Origin of the sequence: Sphingomonas sp. NIBR02145 (assembly GCF_027359115.1) — a bacterium.
GTDB lineage: Bacteria > Pseudomonadota > Alphaproteobacteria > Sphingomonadales > Sphingomonadaceae > Sphingomonas > Sphingomonas kyeonggiensis_A.
On the sequence record NZ_CP114791.1, the window covers coordinates 3,245,058 to 3,265,650 of the forward strand.

Below are 20,593 nucleotides of genomic sequence, written 5' to 3' on the forward strand. Positions count from 1 at the left end.
GGCTCAGCGACTGCCGGACAGCTCCTCGGCAACGTCGAGCCGCGCCGCGAAGGGATCGCGGGTCATCCGCGCCTGGCCGTCCGTCGCCAGGTCCATCAGCACCTTGTCCCCCGCCCGGAACGGTGCCCATGCCGAACGGCCCGCTCCGTTGGGATTCCCGGTCCGCGCGAAATTCTCGACATAGGCGTGGAAGGCATCCGAAAGCTGCACGTCGCGCGGGGCCAGCTTGTCGCCGTAACGCGCCGCCACCGTGCCGAACATGTAGGGCACGTCGCTGGCATGGCGTGCACCCGGCGACGGCAGCAGCGACTGGGCGACATAGGAGAAGCGGTAGAACCAGACCGGCTGGCCGGTCCGTGCGACCGAAGTCGCGATGAAGCGCGACGGCTCGAGGAAGGCGCGGTCGCGGGCCATTGCACGGCGGACGACATCGGCATCGAGCCTGCCGTCTGGATCATAGGCGGCCCGCGCTGCGGCCTGTTCCGCGCCGAAAGCAGCGAACAGCGCGTCCTTGTCGCCCGGGCGGGCGCCGATCGGGGCGTCGTCGGAGGTCGCGCCGACGATCAGCGGCACCCTGGCCTGCTTGCCGGAGCGGAAGATGTCCTCGGTGGCGCCGGTGATGATCGTGCCGTCGATCATGCCGCCGCCGACATAGGTGTCGCCGCCCGGCACCTTGCCGATCGCCATGAACACGCCCTCGGACACCGTCGCCGCCGGCAAGGCCCGCAGCTGCGCCAACGCCGCCGGGCCCGAGGCGGAAATGCCTGCACTACGGGCGAAATTCTCGCCGAAGCGCTCGGCCTCGGGCAGCGTCTTGGGGGCGAGCAGATTGCGGCCTCCGCCGGACATCACCACCGCGCGGGCGAACAGCCCCCTGGCCGCGGGCGAGCCCATCAGGGTGAGGATCGAGATGCCGCCGGCCGATTCACCGACCACGGTTACCTGCCTGGGATCGCCGCCGAATTTGGCGATATTGGCCTGCACCCATTTGAGCGCGGCGATCTGGTCCATGAAGCCGAAATTGCCGGTCGGCCCCTCCTTGGCCTGGGTCAGGGCCGGGTGGGCGAAGAAGCCGAAGCGGCCGAGGCGGTAGTTCAACGTAACGGTCACGATGCCGTTGTTGGCAAAGGTTGCGCCGTCGAAGATCCTGGAGGCACTGCCGCCGTTCATCAGGCCGCCGCCATGGATCCAGACCACCACCGGACGAAGCCGGGCCGAAACAGACACAGGCTTCCAAACGTTCACAAACAGACAGTCTTCGGACGCCGAAGTTGACTGCGGCTCGTCCATCGGGATCATCTGCTGCATGCAGACGGGCGCGAAATCCTTGGTTTCCCTCACCGTGGTCCAGGGCGAAACCGGCTGCGGGGCACGCCAGCGAAGATCCGCGACCGGAGCGGTCGCATAGGGAATGCCGCGGAACGCAATCACCGCGCCCTCCACACTGCCCTCGATCGGACCCGAGGCGATGGTGACGAGCGCCGGATCGTTCGGCGCGGCGGCCGCCGACAACGTTGCCATGAGCGGGAGCGCGAGAAGGCGCAGGGACTTGGTCATCTTCGGCCTCACTTATCCAGGATAGCGTTGGCGGCGGCAGCATCGCCCCTCGGGGCGAGCGGCGCGGTGAAATTGGGGACGTCGCGGCTGTTGCGCAGATCGGCGGGAACGCCGGTGGTGTTGATGTACCAATCGAGCAGGCGGCGCTCGAGCGCGTCCTGCACCCTGGCATGGCTGCGCTGGCCGATCAGGTTGTTGAGCTCCTGCGGATCGGCCTGGCGATCATAGAGCTCGCTCAGCCCCTGCGGGCGCTGGACGAAGGTGTAGCGCTGGGTGCGCACCGATGCCGCGCGGCCGACCAAGGCCGGCTGCTCCGCCGCCAGTTCGGACTTGCGCGCATAGAGGCCGCCCGAGGGCGAATCGAAGGCCTGGGGCTCGTAGATGTTCATCCCCGCCTCGGTGAAGGCGGCACGGTTCGGATCGCCCTGCCCGCCCCGCAATTGCGGCATCATCGAGCGGGCAAAATTGGTGTGGGTGGAGGACAGGCCGGCGAGATCGAGGAAGGTCGGCAGCACATCGTACAGCTCGGTCATCCCGGTCGCAACATTACCCGCCACGCCGCCCGGCACGCGCCCGATCATCGGGACATGGGTGAGGCAGGTCTCGAGCCCGCCATGCCATTTCTCGACCAGCCCGTAATCGCCGGCATAATCGCCATGATCCGAGCTGACGAGCAGCGCGGTATCCTTGTCGCGGCCGGTGCGCTCCAGCGCTTCCATCAGCTCGCCGAGCAGCCAGTCGGTGTACGAGACCTGGCCATAATAGGTCGCCCGCACCTGGCGCAGCACCGCATCATCGACTTCGTTCAGACGGTATTTGTCGCGGATCGCAGCATGATAGGCCGGCCGCCCCTTCGTCCCCGGCGGGATCAGCGGCGGCAGGTCGCCGGGCTTGTACATGTCCTGGAAGCCATCGGGCGCATGATAGGGCGGATGCGGCTGGAAGACGGGGAGGAACAGGCAGAAGGGCCGGTCCTGCTCGCGCCGCTCGATCACCTGAATCGCGCGGCGGAGGATGCCGTAATCGCTGGTCGCTCGGCGATCGCCGGTGGCGGGCAGCAGCATCGTCGTCGGCCCGTCGAGCTTGCCGCGGCGCGCGCCCGGAGCATGATCGCCCGGTGCCGCGCCCGGGGCGGGCGGATCGGCCCAATCGGTCAGGCTGCGCGCGAAGGTCTCGGGCGCGAGCACATCGTTCTTGCCGAAGAAATAGGTGTCGTAGCCGCCCTCGCGCAGCGTGCGGAACAGGTTGGGCTCATCGGGCTGGAGCAGATAGCCGAAGCCGCGATGCCCGGTCGCGCTGGTCGGCAGCCCGGTGAGCATCGAGCAGCGCGAGGCTGCACATATCGGCGTCTGGACATGACAATTGGCGAAGCGCGTACCCTGCTTCGCCAGCAGGTCGAACGCCGGGGTGCGGGTGACCGGATTGCCGTAACAGGCCAGCGAATCCGCCCGCATCTCGTCGGGGAAGAACAGGATCAGATTGGGCCGCGACCCACCCGGCACCCGCGCGCGGGCGGCGAGGCTCGCCAGAAAGGTCGATCCGGCCGCGCCGATCAGGGCGCGGCGATGCATCGGAAATCCGGTCATCCTGTCCTCCTTCTATCCGCCCGTATTCGGGTCGGCTCATTCGGCGTCGGGCTGGTTCTCCGGCGCCGCCTTTGAAAACGCGTCGAGCGCCAGGCAGGCGCGCTCGATCTCGAGCAGCTTGGGCCAGCGCTGCAGATCGACACCGAAGCGCCGCGCATTGACCAGCTGCGGCACCAGGAACAGGTCCGCCAGGGTCACGCTGTCACCAAAGCAATAGGTGCCGGCCGTATCGGCGATCAGCGCGTTGCAGGCATCGAAGCCGTCCTCGATCACCTTCGCCGCCCAGCCATTGACCTGGGCCTCGTCGAGCCCGAGCGCGCGCAGATTGGCGAGCACCTTGAGGTTCTGCACCGGATGGGTGTCGCAGGCGATCACCTGGGCGAAGGCGCGGACCTTGGCGCGGGCAATCGGCTCGGCCGGCAGCAGCGCCGGTTCCGGACGCACTTCATCCAGATATTCGCAGATCGCCAGGCTCTGGGTGAGCACCGCCCCGTCGATCTCCAGCGCGGGCAGCAGTCCTTGCGGATTGATCGCGCGATATTCCGGCGCGTTTTGCTCGCCCTTGCGCAGATGGTGGAAGGCATCGGCATATCCGATGCCCTTCAGGTTGAGCGCGATGCGCACCCGGTAGGATGCGCCCGAGCGGAAATAGCCGTGCAGGGTCACCGCATCAGTCACGTGCCGGCGCTCCCACCTTGATCACGCAATCGCTGAGGCCGGCGATCGACACGACGACCTCGTCGCCCTCTACCACCGCGCCGACGCCCGCCGGGGTGCCGGTATAGATCAGGTCGCCCGGCTCCAGCCGGTAGAAGCGCGAGACATAGGCGATCACATCGGGCACGTCCCAGATCAGCTCGTTGAGATCGGCATCCTGCTTCACCACGCCGTTGACGGTCAGCTTGATGCTGCCGCTGTCGAACGGGCCCGTTTCGCTGGCCGGATGGATCAGGCCGAGCGGCGAGGACTGCTCGACATTCTTGCCGGTGCTCCACGGGCGGCCCTTTTCGCGCGCTTCGAGCTGCAAGTCGCGGCGGGTCATGTCGAGGCCGGTGGCATAGCCATAGATGTGATCCAGCGCATCGGCGGCGGCGATGTTGCGCCCGCCCTTGCCGATCGCGAGCACCAGCTCGGCTTCATAATGGAAATTGGCCGTCTCGCTGGGATAGGCCACGGTCGTGCCGGTCGGCACCACGGTCTCGGCCCACTTCGTGAAGAAGAAGGGTGGCTCGCGGTCCGGATCGCGGCCCATCTCGCGGGCATGGGCGGCATAGTTGCGGCCGATGCAGAAGACGCGGCGGACCGGAAACTGGTTGCCGTCGGTGGTCGCGGCGAGCACCGGATCCTGGGGGGCGAAGAGGGTCGTCACGAATTCTGCTCCTTGTAGAGGTTCAGCTTCTCCTGCGCGGCCTTGTCCGAATAACCGAACAGCACCAGCGTGCTCCCGGCCTGCAGGCGAAGCTCGTGCCACGACGGCACGGTGAAGATGTCACGCGGATTGAGCGCGATTTCCTTGCCCTCGATCACCGCGGTGCCGGTGCCTTCGACGACGACGAATACGGTGCCGTCGGTGCTGCGGCGCGGCCGCGTCTCGAAGCCTGCGGGCAGCAGGCGGACATGCGCGGCGATGGTCGACATCACCGGGCCGCCATTGGCCGGATTGAGGAACTCCAGGGCGTGGCCAAGATGCGGATCGATCTCGGCCGAGGCGGCCATGGCATCGAGTGCGGGGCGCCACTCGGCATAGGGATAGTGGAACAGCGGCTGGTGCGACGGGCGGCGATCGGCCAGCGATCCGCGCAGCGGCCGCATGTTGTGGCCATAGCGCGCCAGCGTGTCGCCGGGCTTCACCGTCTCGGGATAGACCTTCTCCTCGCCCTTCTCGGCGAAGCTCGCATCGAAATGGCGGACGGTCGGGATGTCGAGCCCGTCGAGCCAGATCATCGGCTTGTCGGTGGGGTTGCCATGGTCGTGCCATTGCCAGCCGGGGGTCAGCACCAGATCGAACGGGCGCATGATCGCCTTTTCGCCGTCAACCGCGGTGAAGGCGCCGTCGCCTTCCATCACGAAGCGCAGCGCCGACTGGGCGTGGCGGTGCGCCGGGGCGACTTCGCCCGGCAGGATCAGCTGGAGCCCGGCATAGAGGCTCGGCACGATCGCCGACTGGCCTTCCAGCCCGGGGTTCTCGAGGATCAGCACGCGGCGCTCGGCCTGTTCGGCGGAGATCAGGTCGCCGGCGCGCAGCAGATAGTCGCGCGCTTCGGCATAGGACCAGCGGTGGACCTGCGCCGGCGACTTGGGCTGCGGGCGGACCAGCTCGGCGAGCGATTCCCACAGCGGCGTCAGATGCGCGGGCGCCATCTCCTCGTACAGCGCTTCAAGCTGGGTCCGCTGGTCGTTGGCGAGAGTCATGCCCGATACTCACGAAATGGGGTGTGCGGCGCAGAGTAGGGGGCGCCGCACCCGTTATCCATCGGGCAATTGATTGTCCTATGTCAAACGAATTATCCGCTCCAGCCGAGCCTTTCGCTGACCTCGCGACAGGAAGCGGCGAGCTTGTCGAGCACCGCGCCGCTGTCGTCCGCCTTGTAGGCGCCGGGCACCAGCGCGGTGGCGCTGAGGATCGCGCGGCCCTGCATGTCGAAGATCGGGAAGGCGGCGGCGCGCAGCCCCGGGATCACCGTACCCTCGACATAGGCACGGCCGTCCGCGCGGACCCGCTTGCGGATCGCCGCGACATCCGCCGCGGTCATCTCGCTGTCGGCCAGTTCGCGCGCCAGCAGCGGATCGGTCTCGACCTCGGGCACGAAGCTCAGGAAGATGTGGCCGGTGGCGGAATAGAGCAAAGGCAGCACCGCGCCGACGCCGAACGAGGTCATCACCGCCGGGCGGCCCATGTGCCAGCGCACCACCGTCGGCCCCTGCGGACCGAGCGCGGCGACCTGCACCGTACGCCCGGTCTCGCGGACGAACGCCTCGATCGCGGTATCGGCGACGCGGAACGCATCGGTGCGGGCGAGCGCGCTCAGCCCGAGCTTGAGCGCGGCCGGCCCCAGGTCATAACGGCCGGTGGTGCGGTCCTGCTGGGTCATCCCCGCCGCGGTGAGGCTGGCGAGATAGCGGTGCGTCTGCGGGCCGGAGAGGCCGCTCGCCTGGGCGATCGCGCCCAGCGTCGACGCCTCGCCCAAGGCGGCCAGCGCCTCGAGCACCCCCAGCCCGATCTCGACCGATTGAATCCCCCGCCGACGCTTGTCGGCCTCGCCCTCTGTGCTTTCCGTCATCGGAGCACTCTAGGGGCGGCAATCAGCGATCGAAAGCCGTCGATTCGCGCTCGATCACGTCGAAGGGCATGCGGATCGACTGGGTATCCCCGAAATCGTCGCGCCCGGTGACGCGCGCGACGAGCAGCTCGGTCGCCCGCTCGCCGATCAGCTCGACCGGCTGGCGGACGGTGGAGAGCGATGGCCAGATCTTCACCGCGATCGGCGCGTCGTCGAACCCCGCGACCGCGATGTCCTCGGGGATACGCAGCCCGCGGCGATGGACCACGGCGGAGACGCCCGAGGCCATGTCGTCGTTCGAGGCGAAGATCGCGGTCGGCGGCCTGGACAATGCCAGCAGCGCCTCGCCAGCCTCCAGCCCGGATTCGAAGGTGAAGCGCCCCTGCTGGACCAGGCCCTCTTCCCAGGGAAGCCCCGCCGCGGCCACCGCATCGCGGAATCCGGCGAGGCGCAAGGGGCTCGAATCATGGCTGGGCGGGCCGGTGACGAAGCCGATCCGGCGATGCCCGCGCGCGATCAGCCGCTCGGCCATCGCCCGCGTCGCGGCGCGGTCGTCGACCCCGATCGTCGCCATGTCGGGCAGCTCGCCGCCATGCGCCACCGCGGCGACCGGCACGCCGAGCTCGGCGATCAGCCCGGAGCCGCTGACCAGCTCGCCATAGGGCGGCGCCAGCAGGATCGCGTTCGCCCCGCCGCGCACCAGCAGCCGCATCGCCGCCTCGGTATCGGCCATCACCGGCGCCTCGACCTTGCCGATCATCAGTTCCGCCCCCAGCCGCGAGGTCGCGTTGAGCGCGCCGACCAGCATCGCGCTGAGGAAGGCGTTCTGCGAATTCTGGTAGACGATGCCGATCCGGCAGGTGGCGGCGCTGGCCAGCGAGCGCGCCGCGACATTGGGCTGGTAGCCCAGCGCGCGCACCGATTCGAGCACGCTCTCGCGCGTCGCCGCGCTCACCCGCCCGGTGCCGTTGACGACATAGGACACCGTCATCGCCGATACGCCGGCATGCTCGGCCACCGTCTGGATGGTGACGCCCGTCCCCTTGCGTCGTGCCCGTGCCATCTACCCCCTGCTCGCTCCCTTATCCGGCGTCCCGCCCCGTCTGCGCGCGATAGCACCGCATGCCAAGCCACAGGGCAAGCACGGAAAGCGGCGAAGCCACTCCGGCGACCAATGCGATCGCCTCCGGCAGCTTCTGCGGATCGGCGAACCAGTAATCGGTGCACAGCGCAATCGCCGTAGGACCAAGCGCCGCGCCGATCAGGTTGATCGTGAGCATGTAGAAGGCCGAGACCAGCGCCCGCATCCGGTTGGGCGTCATCTCGAGCAGCGTCGCGAGCCCCCCGCCGAAGTTGAACCCCGCGAAGAAGTTCATGAGCCCGATCAGCGCCAGCGCCCCGGTGGCGGTCGGCATCAGCGGGAAGGCGATGGTGATCGGCACCAGCGCGACGAAGCCGAACAGCGACGCCTTGAGGCTCGCCCCCGAGCGCCCCGCCGCGCGCAGCTTCGACGCGACGAACCCGCCGACCAGCGCACCGCTGGTGCCGCACAGGAACACGATCGGCCCGTAATGGCTGCCGACCTGCGCGGTGGTCCAGCCGAAGGTCCGCTGGAGGAAGGCGGGGATCCACACCGAAGTGCCGTTGCCGATGAAGATCATCAGCGCAAAGCCCAGGGTGATGCCGATATAGGCGCCCTTGCGCGCGCCGATATGCGCGAACAGCTCGGACAGCGGCACCTTCTCCTGCGCCACCGCCGCGCCCCGGCGCAGCGGCTCGCGAACGGTCAGCATCAATCCGGTAAGCACCACGCCGGGCAGGCCGAGCAGCAGGAAGACGATCTGCCAGCCCTTCATCGCCCCGAAGATCGGCACGATCACGGTCGAGGAGGGCGGGATCGCGGTCGAGATCAGCCCGCCGATGATCAGCGCCGAGGCGCCGCCCAGATAGAGGCCGATCTGATAGACCCCCATCGCCGCCGGCAGCTTCTCCTTGGGGAAATAGTCGGAGAGCAGCGAATAGGCCGCCGGGGTCAGCCCGCCCTCGCCCGCGCCGACCATCACGCGCGCCGCGAACAGCCCGGCGAAGGAGCGCGCGAGGCCGCACAGGCTGGTCGCGATGCTCCACACGAAGATCGCGCCCGCGATGATGTTGCGCCGGTTCGAGCGATCGGCGATCCGCGCGATCGGAATGCCCACCGCGACGTAGAACAGGGTGAAGCTCAGCCCGTAGAGCAGGCTGATCGCGGTATCGTTGATCTGCAGGTCGGCCTTGATCGGCTGCACCAGCAGCGCCATCGCCTGGCGATCGACGAACGCCAGCGTGTTCGCCAGCATCAGCAGGATCGCGACGTACCAGGCGGTGGTTCTGGCCGGCCAGGGCGTGGTGTCGGCGGCGGCGGTTGCTGCGGTCATGGTCATTCCGGCTTCTGGGGGAAATAGGGCTTGCCCGCTTGCCCTGCCTTGGTCTTGGCGGGGCTGTCGGGGAAGATGTCGTTCATCCTGGTCGGCAGATCGGCGGGCTTGTACCAGCCGGCCGGGAAGTCCGCGGCGTGCGTGCCGCCCTCGACCCTATAGACCACGCCGGGGCTGGCCTTCGCGGTATAGGGCACGACATGCTGGCCCTTGTTGTTCGCCAGCTGGTCGAACAACGCCTTGCGCAGCGTGACCTTGGCCTCGAAATAGGCCGGGTCGTCGATCAGGTTGCGGCGTTCCTCGGGGTCCTTTGCGAGGTCGTACAGCTCCTCGGTGTCCCAGACCCCGTGATACTGGATGTACTTCACCCGATCGCGTTCGATCGCGAAGGTCGTCGGCGTCTGCGGGAAGGTCCATTCCCAATAATATTCGTAGATGAAGTCGCTGGGCTTCCAGTCGGCCAGTTTCACCTTGCCCTCGGCGAGGCCAAGGAAGCTCGATCCCTCCATCTGCTGTGGCTTCGCGACATGCGCGGCGTCGAGAAAGGTTGGCGCGAGATCGAGGTTGCGGACCAGCGCAGGGTTGATCGCCCCCTTCGCCACGCCCATCCCCGACGCATAGACGACCATGGGAACGCGCACTGACGGCTCATAGGCGTTGCGCTTGTCGATCAGGCCATGGTCGCCGATCAGGAAGCCATTGTCCGAATAGAACACGATCATCGTGTTCTTCTCGAGCCTGTTTTTCCTCAGATAGGCGAGGATCCGCCCGAGGCTGTCGTCCACCGGCGAGAGCGTGCGGTAGATGTCGCGCACCCGCTCCTTGAGGTCGGGCTTGCCGGTGTACGGATTGTCGGCGCCGTGCCAGCTGTTGCGCTGGTTCTGCACCCAGAGCGGCTTGCCGGCATTGTTCTCCGGCGTGTTCGCCAGCGTATCGGGCAGCTTGATGTCGAGGTCGCTATACTGGGTCTTGTAGCGCTCGGGCGGCAGCGCATCCGAATGCACGGCCTTGTGGCTGAGATAGACGAAGAAGGGCTTCGACTTGTCCCGGCCCTTTTCCAGCCAGTCCATCGTGTAGTCGGTCAGCTCGTCGGTGATATAGCCGGTGCGCTTCACTTCGCGGCCGTCGACATTGAGCATCTGGCGCGCTCCGGCAGCCAATTGCGCCGGGCTCAGCCGCTCGGTCGGGAAATAGGTACCCTGCCCCTTGAAGCTCACCCATTTGTCAAAACCGGGCCGCGGGGCATCGGTGTCGAAGCCCATGTGCCATTTGCCGAAAAAGGCGGTCTGGTAGCCGGCCTTCTGGAGGTAGGCGGGGAAGAAGATCAGCCCGTCTTCCGAGCTGTTGTTGTTATCGACCACGCCGTGGTTGCGCGCGGTCTGGCCGGTGAGGATCGTCGCGCGGCTCGGGCTGCACAGCGAGGATGTGACCACGGCATTGGGGAAATAGGTGCCGTTCTTCGCCAGGAAATCGATGTTCGGCGTCTTCAGGCCCGGGTTGAGGAAGCCCATCATGTCGAAGCGCAGATCGTCGACCAGCACGAAGATGATGTTAGGCTGCTGGGCTTCCTGTGTCTGCGGGGCCGTCACACCGGTCGGGCCCGACACGGCAGGCACCGCCAGCGCCACGCTCGCCATGGCGGCGCAGCCGGACAGGATGATGCGGCGGAGCTTGCCCATGGTCGTCAGTCCTTCAGGAACGCGTCGCGGTAGCGGTCGAGCTTGCGGACATAGTCCGGCCCCTCGGACAGCGGGAGGGCGCCGTACCGGCTAGCCTCCCGCTGCCATATCGCCTTGAGCTCCGAGACCTTGTTCGGATTGCGACCCGAGAGGTCTTCTGCTTCGGCGAAATCAGCTTCCGTGTCGTAGAGCGCCCAGTGATCCTGCTCGAACGGGGTGCCGAGCTTGTGGATCGCCACCGCGCGCCACTTGCCCGCGCGCACCGCGCGGTTGCCGCGCAGCTCGAAGAACTGCACCGGCCGCGGATCGGGCGCGCTCGCGGAGAACAGGGCGTTGCGGAACGAGGCGCCTGCGACCGGGATCATAGGTGTGCCGTCCACCACCGCATCGAAGCGCGCACCGGCCAGCTCGACCAGCGTCGGTGCGATATCGACCGCATCGATGCGCTGGCGGCGGATCGCGCCCTTGTTCGGCAGATGCCCCGGCCAGCTGACAATCAGCGGGGTGCGCACCCCGCCGGCATTGGGCCAGGATTTGTAGCGGCGGAACGGCGTGTTGCTCGCCATTCCCCAGGGGCGCTGCATGCCGATCTGCGCGGTGCCGATATCCTGCATGTGCGTCGCCAGCTCGGCGGCATCGAGATGCGCGGGCGGATAGAGCTGGCCGATCGAGCCGGTCTGGCCATGCTCGGCGCTGGCGCCATTGTCCGAGAGCAGCACGAACACCGTGTTGTCATAGTCGCCGCTCGCCTTGAGCGCCGCGACCAGCCGGCCGATCTGCTCGTCGGTATGCGTCAGGAAGCCGGCATAGGCTTCCATGAACCGCGCATAGACCCGCTTCTTTACCGGATCGAGCGGCTCCCATGCATCGTCCCCGGAATTGGCGGGCGGCAGCGTCGTACCCGGCGGCACGATTCCCATCGTCTTTTGCCGGGCGAAGCGCGCGGCACGGATGGCGTCCCAGCCCTTGTCATATTGACCGGCATAAGCGTCGATATAGGGCCTGGGCACCTGGATCGGCGCGTGGGTGGCGCCGAACGCAAGATAGAGGAAGCGCGGCTTCCCGGGCGATGCCGCCTTGCTCTCGGCCAGCCTGGCGATCGCGCGATCGGTGATGTCGGCGGAGAAATGATAGTTCGGGTCGGACGGCTTGCCGATCCTGGCGTTGTTCTCGACCAGATCGGGGCGGAGCTGGTCTGCCCATCCGCTGATGAAGCCGTAATAATAGTCGAACCCGCGCTGGCGCGGCCAGGACGCGTTGTTGCCCGGGCTGCCGTCCTGGAATTCGGTGGCGAGATGCCATTTGCCGATCGCCATCGTCGCATAGCCGCGCGCGCGCAGCGCCTCGGGCAGCAGCTGGACGTTGGCGGCGAGGTCGCCGGCATCCTTGCCGGTGCCCGGCGGCTGGAACTTGCCCGAGGGCAGGTCGGCGAGGCCCAGGCTATGGTTGTTGCGCCCGGTGAGCAGCGCCGCGCGCGTCGCGGTGCAGATCGCCTTGCTCTCGAAATGGTTGAAGCGCAGGCCGTCGGCGGCGAGCGCATCGATGTTCGGCGTGCGGATCTCCGAACCGAAGCAGCCGAAATCCGAATAGCCGGTGTCGTCGAGCACGATCAGCACGATGTTCGGCGGCTTGCGTTTGCTGGCCTGGCCCGGCGTGGCGGCGGCGAGCGCGCTGTTCGCGAGCAAGGCGCCGATCAGCTGGCGGCGGGACGATTTCATTGCGGCGATACCTCCACGATGACGCGGCGATAGCGAGTGATCGGCGGGATGCCCCGGTCGCGCACTTCGAGGATCAGGTGCAGCGCGGTCGGCGCCTTGACCGCCGGCGCGACGAAGCGCGCACGGGGTGTCCCGGCATCGGCGATCTCGACTGCCGGCTGTCCGGGAATGCCGCCCACTTCGCGGTACTGCCACCAGCGATAGTCGAGCGCATCGCCGTCGGGATCGCTTGTGCCGGCGGCATCGAGCGTCACCGTCTCGCCCGGCTTCGCCCCGATCCGCACCGGCGCGAGCCCGGCCACGCCCTGCGCCACCACCACCGGCGCGTGGTTCGCCCTGGCATCGAGGCTCCACGCCATCCGCGCGGCGAAGTCGTTCTGGAAAGCTGCACGCCAGCGATAGACCGACGCCTGGTTGCCCGACCAGGTGCGCCCGTCGCGGGTGAAGACGTCCTTCACGTCGGCGAACGGCCCGGCGCCATCCGGCGCGGCATGCATGTAGCGCCCGCCCCAGCCGCCCTGCTCGGGATGCTCGGGATCGTTCAGCCCGTTGGGGATCAGGTGCAGGAAGGAGGGCGTATCACCTTCCATGATGAATTCGGGCAGCGGGTAGCGCGCGCCGAGCGGCCCGCGGCGGATATGCTGCGACAGCCAGCCATCGGTGACCATCTCGCGATCGGGCCATTGCTCGGCATTGCGCCGGTCGCTCGAGATGCCGGCCCAGGTCGCCATATTGTACTGGCCCCAGCCATGGATGCTGGCGATCCAGAACAGCGACGGGAAATTCCGCCGCGCCCAGGGACCGGCATCATCCTGGTCGGAGATCGAATAGACGCGCAGCTTCTTGAGGAACGTCTGCACCTGCGCCGGGCTGCGGGTGGCGCGGACGTGCCAGAGCGCCTGCGCCAGATCGACCGCCCCGCCCCACACCAGCACCCAGACCGGTCGCTTGTCGGCGCGGTCCACGGCCTGGACGATCAGCTGGGAGGCCGCGCTGTCCTTGCCCCTGCCGACCCCGGCCATGCCATAGCTCGGCTGACCCGAGCGCAGCACGGCGCGCAGCGCATCGGCGGTGGGGTAGGTCGGCGAGTGGCGCAGCAGGTTCGGCCGCACGGTTTCATACGCATCGATCCGTTCGCGCATCAGCTGCGGCTGGACCTTGTCGCGCTGCCAGACCGAGGTGGTGGCGACCAGCCCCTCGACGTCGAAGCTGTCGGTGTAGAGCAGGAAGCGGACGAGCGATTCCGAATCGTCGGGCTCGTTGCCGATGTCGCTGAGCACGATCACGCGCGGGCGCTCGGCGGGGGCAGCCGCGGCGGGGATCGCCGGCGCCGCCTGGGCGGAAAGCAGGAGGAGGGCGAAGGGAAGCATCGGCCAGTCCTCAGTCACGCGGGATAGAAACAAAAGGGTGGGCGGACCGGAGGGGACGGTCCGCCCGATAGGAGGGGCTCTTAGAAGCGGGCGCTGAAGGTCGCGCCGAAGTAACGGTCGGCATCCTTGCTGACATTGGCCCACAGGTCATAGGGGTTCGCGGCATTCGCCAGGATCGTCCCATGGTTGAGCTGGGTATAATAGGTCTGGTCGAACAGGTTGCGGACGAACACCGTCAGCCCATATTTGTTGTCGCTGGTGTGGATGCCCACGCTCGCGTCGACGATCGCATAGCCTTGCTGGGTGAGCAGCGGGTCCTGGTTGAGCGCGAACCCGGTCTTGCTCTGATAGTTCAGGCTGACCTGGGCGAAGCCGGCGATGCCGCCAAAGTCATGCTCGTAGCGCGGCGAGACGCCGACGCGGTAGCGCGGGGTGGCGGGCAGGTTGCCGCCGACCACGTCGATGATCGCGCTCGACAGCGTCGTCGTGCCGTTCACCGTGGTGCTGCGGACATAGCATTGGTTGACCGGGAAGTTCGACGCATAGGTGCCGGTCGACACCGTCTGGATCGGGCAGCTCTGCCCCGGCACGTCGATCGTGGCATCGACCAGCGTGAAGTTCGCGGCGATCGAAAGCTCGCTCGAAGGATGGAAGTTCGCTTCCACCTCAAAGCCCTGCGAACGCGACTTGCCGGCATTGCCGAGCACGGTGATGAACGTGCCCGCGGCCGGATCGCTCACCAGCGACTGGATCTGCAGATTGGTGAAGTCCGAGCGGAAAAGTGCCGCGTTGATGTCGAACTTGCCGCCCGGCGCGATCCACTTGGCGCCGAGTTCATAGGCATCGACATGCTCGGGCGCGATGCCGTTCTGCGTGTCGAACCGGGTCTGCGCGTCGATGTCGAGCGCGAAGGCCTTATAGCCGCGCGTATAGCTGCCATAGACCTGCAGGTTGCGGTTGAACTCGTAGCGCAGGCCCGCCTTGCCGGTGAGCGCGGTGTCGTCGCGCGAACGGGTACCGCTGTTGACGGTGATGCCGGGGAACAGCGCGTCGCCGGCGACCAGCGGGCCGAAGACGCGGCCGGTGACGGTCTGCTTCTCATACTGGCCGCGCAGGCCGGCGATCACATGCAGTCCGCCCGCCACGCGCCAGTCGACCTGGCCGAACAGCGCATAGTTGTCGCTCTTGAAATTGCCCTCGAAGCCCGAGGAGTCGGCGCTGGTCTGGGTGCAGGGCTGGCCCAGCGTGCCGGCGGCGCAGCGCAGGCGACGGCGCGCAAGCGAGCGGTCGAGATCGAGATGGTTGTAGAAGGCGCCGACGACATAGGTGAAGTCGCGGCTGCCGTTCGAGCCGAGGCGCAGCTCCTGCGAATAATTGTTGTAGCCCAGGTGCGTGGAGTTGTTGTTCCACTGCGAATAGGGGAAGGCGCCGACATAGCGCACCGGGTTCGACGCGATCTGGTCGGGCTCGAACTGGTCGTTCTGGCGATAATATTGCCAGGCAGTGATCGAGGTCAGCGTCGCCGCGCCGAGGTCCCAGTCGCCCTGCAGCGACACCACCGACGACTTGGTGTGGTAGTAGCTCAGATCGTCGTTCGAGATGGTGCGGTTCTCGGGGGAAGCGACCACCGAGGAGCCGAGCAGCGTCTTCATCGCCGGGGTTACGATCGAGACGGGCACGCGCGAGCAGCAATCGGCGTTGTTCTCGCGATAGTCGCCGGTCAGCAGGAAGGTGAGGTTCGAAGCGGCATCCCATTCGAGCTTGCCGCGCGCGCCCCAGCTTTCGTTGCCGTTGACCATCTTGTCCTGGGCGGCGTTGTAGATGTAGCCGCCGATGTGGTTGTAGAAGCCGCTCACCCGGGCGCGCAGCGTGTCGCTGATCGGGCCGCTGATCGACCCCTTCACGCGATACTCGTTGTGCTCGGCGATCGTCGCCTCGACATTGCCGCCAAAGGTCTTGGACGGGCGTGCGGTGATGATGTTGATCACGCCGGCGGTCGCGTTCTTGCCGAACAGCGTGCCCTGCGGGCCGCGCAGCACTTCGACGCGCTCGAGATCGGCCAGGTCGCTGAAGCCCTGGGCCTGGCGCGGCGCGACCACGCCGTCGACCACGACCGCGACGGCCGATTCAACGCCGAGGCTGAACAGCTGGGTGCCGACGCCGCGGATGCGGAAGCCGCTGTTGCCGGGGTTGTTGCCCTGCTGGAACTGGAGCGACGGCACCGCGCGGGTGAGGCTGGCGGTGTCGTTGATCTGCGCGCTCGACAGCGTATCGGCGCTGACCGCGGTGACGGCGACCGGCACTTCGACCAGGCGCTCGCTGCGCTTGTTCGCGGTGACGATGATCTCGCCTTCCGAAGAGATGTCGGCGGCGGGCGCTTCCTGCGTGGCCTCGGCCGGTGCGGCAGCTTCCTGCGCGAACGCCGTGCCCGGCAGCAGCATAGCCGCCGCGACCAGGGCCGTAGCGCTGATGCCGCACTTAAGCTTCATGTTAGAGACGCTCATCAGTTCCTCCCACAGCAGCGACCGCTATGCGGCTCGCCTTGTTCTCCTAAGGAGCGACGCGACCGTGCGACCAAGCTCCCGTTCAGTCGCTTCGGCAAGTTGCCTTAGCGCTAAATCTAGCCTGTGCTGAAACTTTCCAACGCCATTGTCAATGGTGGAATGCATTGCCCAATGCGGATTGGGCATTCACTGTCCGGATTGTGCCATTTTGGCCGCATCCCGGCTCCGGGCGCGGCAGCCTGGACCTATTCGCGATCGGGAAGAAAGCCCGTAGTTCCCCGCTCGACCAGCGTGAAATCGACCAGCACATCGTCGTCCCCGGCCGAGTCGCCGCCCGCGAGTCGCGTGACCAGCGCCAGCGTCGCCCGCTCGGCCATCTCGGCGATCGGCTGGCGGATCGTGGTCAGCGGCGGCCAGGACTTCACCGCGATCGGCGTATCGTCGAACCCGGCAATGGCCAGCTTCTCGGGAATGCGCAGGCCACGCCGGTGCGCGAGCGAGATGACCGCGGCGGCCATGTCGTCATTCGCCGCGAAGATCGCGCTCGGCGGGTTGGGAAGCTCGAGCAGCTGCTCGCCGGCATCCAATGCCGATTCGAAGGTGAAGTCGCCATCGACCATCAGCTCGGGCTCTTCGGCCAGCCCGTGCGCGCGCAGCGCATCGCGATAGCCCTGTCGCCGGCCCGCCGTGGAGCCGTGGCTCTCCGGGCCGCCGATAAAGCCGATCCGGCGATGCCCCTGCTCTATCAGCAGATTGGTCATCACCTGCGCCGCCGCGCGATCATCGACCCGCACGGTGACCATGCCCGGCATCGGCCGGCCGGCCGCCACCACCGCGACCGGCACGCCGAGCTCGGCCAGGATCGGCCGCCCGGCGACGACTTCCGAATAGGGCGGCGGCAGCAGCAGCGCGTTGGCCCCGCTGCGCACCAGCGCGCGCAGCGATTCGGCCAGCGTCTCATAGTCGGCGGCGTTGCCGCCATGCTGGACCATCAGCTGCGCTCCGCGCGTCGCCGCCGCATGCAGGGTGCCGACAAGCATCGCGCTGAGGAACGCATTCTGGGGATTGGCATAGACCAGCCCGATCCGCGCGGCGCCCGAGCTCGCCAGCGCGCGCGCCGCCGCATTGGGCTTGTAGCCGAGCGCGTCGACCGCCTCGCGCACCCGCTCCCGCGTCGCCTCGCCCATCTTGCCGGTGCCGTTGAGGAAATTCGACACCGTCATCGTCGAGGTGCCGGCACGCTCCGCCACCGCCTGGATTGTTACGCCTGTACTGCCGCGTCGCCGCGCCATCCTGCTCCGTTCCTGATTCCCGGTTGGCATCGCGACCCTGTTTCCGACCTCTGTATCACAACAAGCTAGCCCCGCCACGGTTGACAAAGTTTCCCATTCTAGTTTAGCGCTAAACTTAATCAGAACACATAGATGGGAGAGTCGCGTGATGGCGAAGATCAGGCTGGGCATGGTGGGCGGCGGCATCGGCTCCTTCATCGGCCCGATGCATCAGCTGGGCGCGCAGCTGAGCGAGCGGTTCGAACTGGTCGCCGGCGCCTTTTCCAGCGACCCCGAGCGCGCGCGCGCAGCAGGAGCGAATTACGGCGTGGCGCCCGATCGCTGCTATGCCGGCCACGCCGAGATGATCGCCGCGGAAGCTGCCCGCCCCGACGGCATCCAGGTGCTGGCGATCGCCACCCCCAACCATCTCCACCTGCCTGCCGCGCTGGCCGCGATCGAGGCCGGGCTCCATGTGATGTCGGACAAGCCCGCCACCGCGACGCTCGCCGAAGCCGAACAGCTGCGCGACGCGCTCGCCGCCGGCACCAGCCTTTACGCGCTCACCTTCACCTATTCGGGCTTCCCGATCATCCGCGAGGCCCGCGCCCGCATTGCCGCGGGCATGATCGGCGCGGTGCGCAAGGTGGTCGTCACCTTCAACCAGGGCTGGCTGGCGAACGCGCTGGAGCAGGCCGGCAATCCCCGCGCCGCCTGGCGGATGGATCCGTCGCGCTCGGGCGTGGGCGGCTGCATCTCGGACATCGGCACCCATGCCTTCCACCTTGCCGAATATGTCACCGGCGACACGGTCAGCGAGATCGTCGCCGATGTCCGCACGCACGTCCCCGGCCGCGCGCTCGATGACGACGCCAATATCCTGATGCGTTTCGCCGGCGGCGCCTCGGGCGTGCTGGCTTCGTCGCAGGTCGCGGTCGGCGAGCGCCTCGGCTTCACGCTGCAGGTGTTCGGCGAGAAGGGCGCGCTGCACTGGCATGCCGAGGCGCCCGAGACGCTGCGCTTCGTCGCGGCCGATGGCGCGGTGTCGCTGCTCAGCCCGATCTCGCCCGGCCTGCTGGTCCGCGAGCCGCTGCCGCCCGGCTTCGGCGGCTCGATCCTTGCCGGCTTCGCGGTCCAGTATCGCGACTTCGCCAAGGCGATCGACGGCGACACCGCGCTGATCGGCACCGTCCTGCCCGGCATCGAGGACGGCGTGCGCACGATGCGCTTCGTCGAGACGGCGGTGCGGGCCAGTGCCGATCGCGCCGGCTGGACGGCACTCGCATGAGCGCGCCGCTGACCATCGGCTTCCTCGGCGCCGGCCCCGTCACCCAGTCGATCCACTTGCCGACGCTGGCCCGGATGCCCGAGCTGTGGCGCGTCGGCAAAGTGATGGACGTCAACGCAGAGGTGGCGGACATCGTCGCGGCGCGCTGCGACGCCATCGGTGTCACCGATCCCGCGTCGGTGATCGAGGATCCGGCGATCGACGTGGTCGCGATCTGCAGCCCGCATGCCTTCCATGCCGAGCAGCTCGTCGCCGCCGCGCGCGCCGGCAAGCGCGCCGCGCTGGTCGAGAAGCCGCTCGCGGTCAGCCGCGAACAGGCGGAAGAAGTCGGCCGCGTCGTCGCCGAGACCGGCATGACCGTGCTGGTCGGCACGATGCACTGGTATGATCCGGGCTTCCGCGCCGGGCTCGCCGCCTGGGAAGCCGAGGGCCAGCGCGCCACCCGTATCCGCTCGGCGATCTTCGTGCCGCCCAACGCCCAGTTCGTGAGCGCGGCGACCGAGGAAGCCTTCCCCTCCCCACCGCCGCCGGCACCACCCGCCGAGCAGCCGCCCGAGTTCCAGCGCGAGCGCCTGCGCCAGACCATCCTCGGCCTCGCCATCCATCACGTCCCGCTGATCCGCCGGCTCTATCCCGAGCTCGGCGAAGTGGTCGAAGCGCGGCGCCACCCGCCCTTCGGTTATTCGGTGCTGATGCGGAACGGCGACCAGATCGCAGAACTGCTCGCGGTGATGCCCGGCCAATGGCCGCCCTCCTGGAGCTTCGAGGCATCGAACGCCGAGCGCCGGCTCCATGTCGATTTCGGCCCCTCCTACATCTCCGCCGGCTCGGGCCGCGCGACGCTCAGCGATGCCCGCGGCAGCTACGGGTTCAGCCATGCGGACAACGGCTATGCCGCGCAGTGGCGCCACCTGCATGACGTCGTGACGCGCGGCGTGCCGCTCGACACCCCGTTCGACGTCGCGGTCGAGGATCTTGCCTTCGCGCTCGACCTTGCCGATGCCGCTGCCGAAGTGATGGAGATCGTGTCGTGAAGCAGCTCCATGTGACCCCGGCCGACCAGCAGGCCGTGCTCGCCACCCTGCCCAATCGCTTCGTGATCGATGCGGCGGGCGCGGACGTCCACACTGTCCGCGGCGACGCGCTGCCCGATGCCGGCAACGGCGCGGTGATGATCGTCGCGCCCGGCCTCGCCTCGGCACAAGCGCTGCGCAGCCTGGCCGCCACCGGCCGCCCGATCGGCCTGGCGCTCGCCGCCGCCGCCGCGCTGCCCGAAGCCGCGCTCGACAGCATCCGCGCGCAAGCGGACGACATACCGCTGATCGTCGATGCCGCCGCCGAAACTGTCGACCCGCTTCGCGCCGCCTTGTTCGAGCTGTTGATGCTGCTCGACACGCTCGGCTGCCATGCCGATGGCCTGCGCCTGCTCGCAATCACGCCGAACGAGATCGCGCTGGTGATCGACAGCGCCGATAGCTGGAACGGCACCCGGGTCAGCGCCCGGCGCAGTTTCCGCACCCGCTATGCGCTGGAGACCGTCTCGCGCACCCTGCGCCGCGAGATCGTCATCAACGATATCGCCGTCTCCACCCCGGCCGAAGTCCGCCTGTTCGACGCCGCCGGCACCCGCACCGCGCTGCCGCGCTACGAAGGCGGCCTGCGCGCCTCGTGGCGGGCACTGCATGTGCGGCTCACCGAAGGCGCCGGGGATGGCGGGCAGCTCGAAACGGCGATCCGCCTGCTCGGGCTGCTGGATACGGCCGGGGTTGCGTAAGCGAAACCTGTTCCCCTCCCTGCAAGGGAGGGGTTAGGGGTGGGTTAGAAAAGGTCGGGCTCGATGCCCGGCCTTTTCTTCTCCACCTGCCGGTCGCCGAGCTCGCTGCGCTCGCAACCCACCCCCTGCCCCTCCCTTGCAGGGAGGGGAA

Annotated in this window: 16 protein-coding genes; 3 read left to right on the forward strand and 13 right to left on the reverse strand. The window is 68.0% G+C overall.

Features of this window, described 5'->3' with window-relative positions; all coding sequences use genetic code 11:
• Positions 1-3 precede the first annotated feature (3 nt).
• The 13 genes from O3305_RS14520 to O3305_RS14580 all read right to left on the reverse strand — a co-directional run bounded on the left by O3305_RS14520 (position 4) and on the right by O3305_RS14580 (position 17,401).
• Positions 4-1,557: a carboxylesterase/lipase family protein gene (locus O3305_RS14520; RefSeq protein ID WP_269573179.1), complete on the reverse strand. Its 1,554-nt coding sequence runs from the start codon at positions 1,555-1,557 to the stop codon at positions 4-6.
• Between the two features lie 8 nt (positions 1,558-1,565).
• A complete protein-coding gene (locus tag O3305_RS14525; protein ID WP_269573180.1) occupies positions 1,566-3,143 on the reverse strand; it encodes a sulfatase family protein in 1,578 nt (525 codons plus the stop codon).
• A 36-nt stretch (positions 3,144-3,179) separates the two neighbouring features.
• Positions 3,180-3,821, reverse strand: a complete 642-nt coding sequence (gene maiA / locus O3305_RS14530) for a maleylacetoacetate isomerase (RefSeq protein WP_269573181.1) — start codon at positions 3,819-3,821, stop codon at positions 3,180-3,182.
• Entirely contained in the window at positions 3,814-4,512 is a 699-nt protein-coding gene (locus tag O3305_RS14535) for a fumarylacetoacetate hydrolase family protein (protein WP_269573182.1), read from the reverse strand. Before O3305_RS14535 ends, maiA begins: the two co-directional genes overlap by 8 nt.
• The gene (gene gtdA / locus O3305_RS14540) at positions 4,509-5,555 is read right to left on the reverse strand and encodes a gentisate 1,2-dioxygenase (RefSeq protein WP_269573183.1); all 1,047 of its coding nucleotides are present in this window, start codon (positions 5,553-5,555) and stop codon (positions 4,509-4,511) included. Before gtdA ends, O3305_RS14535 begins: the two co-directional genes overlap by 4 nt.
• Positions 5,556-5,647: 92 nt before the next feature.
• Positions 5,648-6,424, reverse strand: a complete 777-nt coding sequence (locus tag O3305_RS14545) for an IclR family transcriptional regulator (RefSeq protein WP_269573184.1) — start codon at positions 6,422-6,424, stop codon at positions 5,648-5,650.
• A gap of 22 nt (positions 6,425-6,446) precedes the next feature.
• The gene (locus O3305_RS14550) at positions 6,447-7,487 is read right to left on the reverse strand and encodes a LacI family DNA-binding transcriptional regulator (RefSeq protein ID WP_269573185.1); all 1,041 of its coding nucleotides are present in this window, start codon (positions 7,485-7,487) and stop codon (positions 6,447-6,449) included.
• A 19-nt stretch (positions 7,488-7,506) separates the two neighbouring features.
• A complete protein-coding gene (locus O3305_RS14555; RefSeq protein ID WP_269573186.1) occupies positions 7,507-8,838 on the reverse strand; it encodes an MFS transporter in 1,332 nt (443 codons plus the stop codon).
• A gap of 2 nt (positions 8,839-8,840) precedes the next feature.
• Positions 8,841-10,517: a sulfatase family protein gene (locus tag O3305_RS14560; protein WP_269573187.1), complete on the reverse strand. Its 1,677-nt coding sequence runs from the start codon at positions 10,515-10,517 to the stop codon at positions 8,841-8,843.
• Between the two features lie 5 nt (positions 10,518-10,522).
• Positions 10,523-12,235 carry an arylsulfatase gene (locus O3305_RS14565; RefSeq protein ID WP_269573188.1) on the reverse strand — a complete coding sequence of 571 codons (1,713 nt, stop codon included), beginning with the start codon at positions 12,233-12,235 and terminating at the stop codon, positions 10,523-10,525.
• A complete protein-coding gene (locus tag O3305_RS14570; protein WP_269573189.1) occupies positions 12,232-13,605 on the reverse strand; it encodes a DUF1593 domain-containing protein in 1,374 nt (457 codons plus the stop codon). The genes O3305_RS14565 and O3305_RS14570 overlap by 4 nt, the downstream gene beginning before the upstream one ends.
• A gap of 80 nt (positions 13,606-13,685) precedes the next feature.
• Positions 13,686-16,109: a TonB-dependent receptor gene (locus O3305_RS14575; protein WP_269573190.1), complete on the reverse strand. Its 2,424-nt coding sequence runs from the start codon at positions 16,107-16,109 to the stop codon at positions 13,686-13,688.
• Positions 16,110-16,354: 245 nt separating this feature from the next.
• Complete coding sequence (locus tag O3305_RS14580) at positions 16,355-17,401, reverse strand: LacI family DNA-binding transcriptional regulator (protein ID WP_269573191.1); 1,047 nt, start codon at positions 17,399-17,401, stop codon at positions 16,355-16,357.
• Between the two features lie 148 nt (positions 17,402-17,549).
• Between O3305_RS14580 and O3305_RS14585 the strand changes: the two genes are divergently transcribed.
• Genes O3305_RS14585 through O3305_RS14595 form a run of 3 tightly spaced genes read left to right on the forward strand, consistent with a single transcriptional unit; the run spans position 17,550 to position 20,442 of the window.
• Entirely contained in the window at positions 17,550-18,668 is a 1,119-nt protein-coding gene (locus O3305_RS14585; RefSeq protein WP_269573192.1) for a Gfo/Idh/MocA family protein, read from the forward strand.
• Entirely contained in the window at positions 18,665-19,702 is a 1,038-nt protein-coding gene (locus O3305_RS14590; RefSeq protein ID WP_269573193.1) for a Gfo/Idh/MocA family protein, read from the forward strand. Before O3305_RS14585 ends, O3305_RS14590 begins: the two co-directional genes overlap by 4 nt.
• Complete coding sequence (locus tag O3305_RS14595) at positions 19,699-20,442, forward strand: hypothetical protein (protein WP_269573194.1); 744 nt, start codon at positions 19,699-19,701, stop codon at positions 20,440-20,442. The genes O3305_RS14590 and O3305_RS14595 overlap by 4 nt, the downstream gene beginning before the upstream one ends.
• The last annotated feature ends 151 nt before the right edge of the window (positions 20,443-20,593 follow it).

Bases quoted from the DNA above. Each gene is read 5' to 3' on its own strand.
- O3305_RS14520 (WP_269573179.1), bottom strand. From the start codon at position 1,557: ATGACCAAGTCCCTGCGCCTTCTCGCGCTCCCGCTCATGGCAACGTTG.
- O3305_RS14525 (WP_269573180.1), bottom strand. From the start codon at position 3,143: ATGACCGGATTTCCGATGCATCGCCGCGCCCTGATCGGCGCGGCCGGA.
- gtdA (WP_269573183.1), bottom strand. From the start codon at position 5,555: ATGACTCTCGCCAACGACCAGCGGACCCAGCTTGAAGCGCTGTACGAG.
- O3305_RS14545 (WP_269573184.1), bottom strand. From the start codon at position 6,424: ATGACGGAAAGCACAGAGGGCGAGGCCGACAAGCGTCGGCGGGGGATT.
- O3305_RS14550 (WP_269573185.1), bottom strand. From the start codon at position 7,487: ATGGCACGGGCACGACGCAAGGGGACGGGCGTCACCATCCAGACGGTG.
- O3305_RS14555 (WP_269573186.1), bottom strand. From the start codon at position 8,838: ATGACCGCAGCAACCGCCGCCGCCGACACCACGCCCTGGCCGGCCAGA.
- O3305_RS14560 (WP_269573187.1), bottom strand. From the start codon at position 10,517: ATGGGCAAGCTCCGCCGCATCATCCTGTCCGGCTGCGCCGCCATGGCG.
- O3305_RS14565 (WP_269573188.1), bottom strand. From the start codon at position 12,235: ATGAAATCGTCCCGCCGCCAGCTGATCGGCGCCTTGCTCGCGAACAGC.
- O3305_RS14570 (WP_269573189.1), bottom strand. From the start codon at position 13,605: ATGCTTCCCTTCGCCCTCCTCCTGCTTTCCGCCCAGGCGGCGCCGGCG.
- O3305_RS14575 (WP_269573190.1), bottom strand. From the start codon at position 16,109: ATGAGCGTCTCTAACATGAAGCTTAAGTGCGGCATCAGCGCTACGGCC.
- O3305_RS14580 (WP_269573191.1), bottom strand. From the start codon at position 17,401: ATGGCGCGGCGACGCGGCAGTACAGGCGTAACAATCCAGGCGGTGGCG.
- O3305_RS14585 (WP_269573192.1), top strand. From the start codon at position 17,550: ATGGCGAAGATCAGGCTGGGCATGGTGGGCGGCGGCATCGGCTCCTTC.
- O3305_RS14590 (WP_269573193.1), top strand. From the start codon at position 18,665: ATGAGCGCGCCGCTGACCATCGGCTTCCTCGGCGCCGGCCCCGTCACC.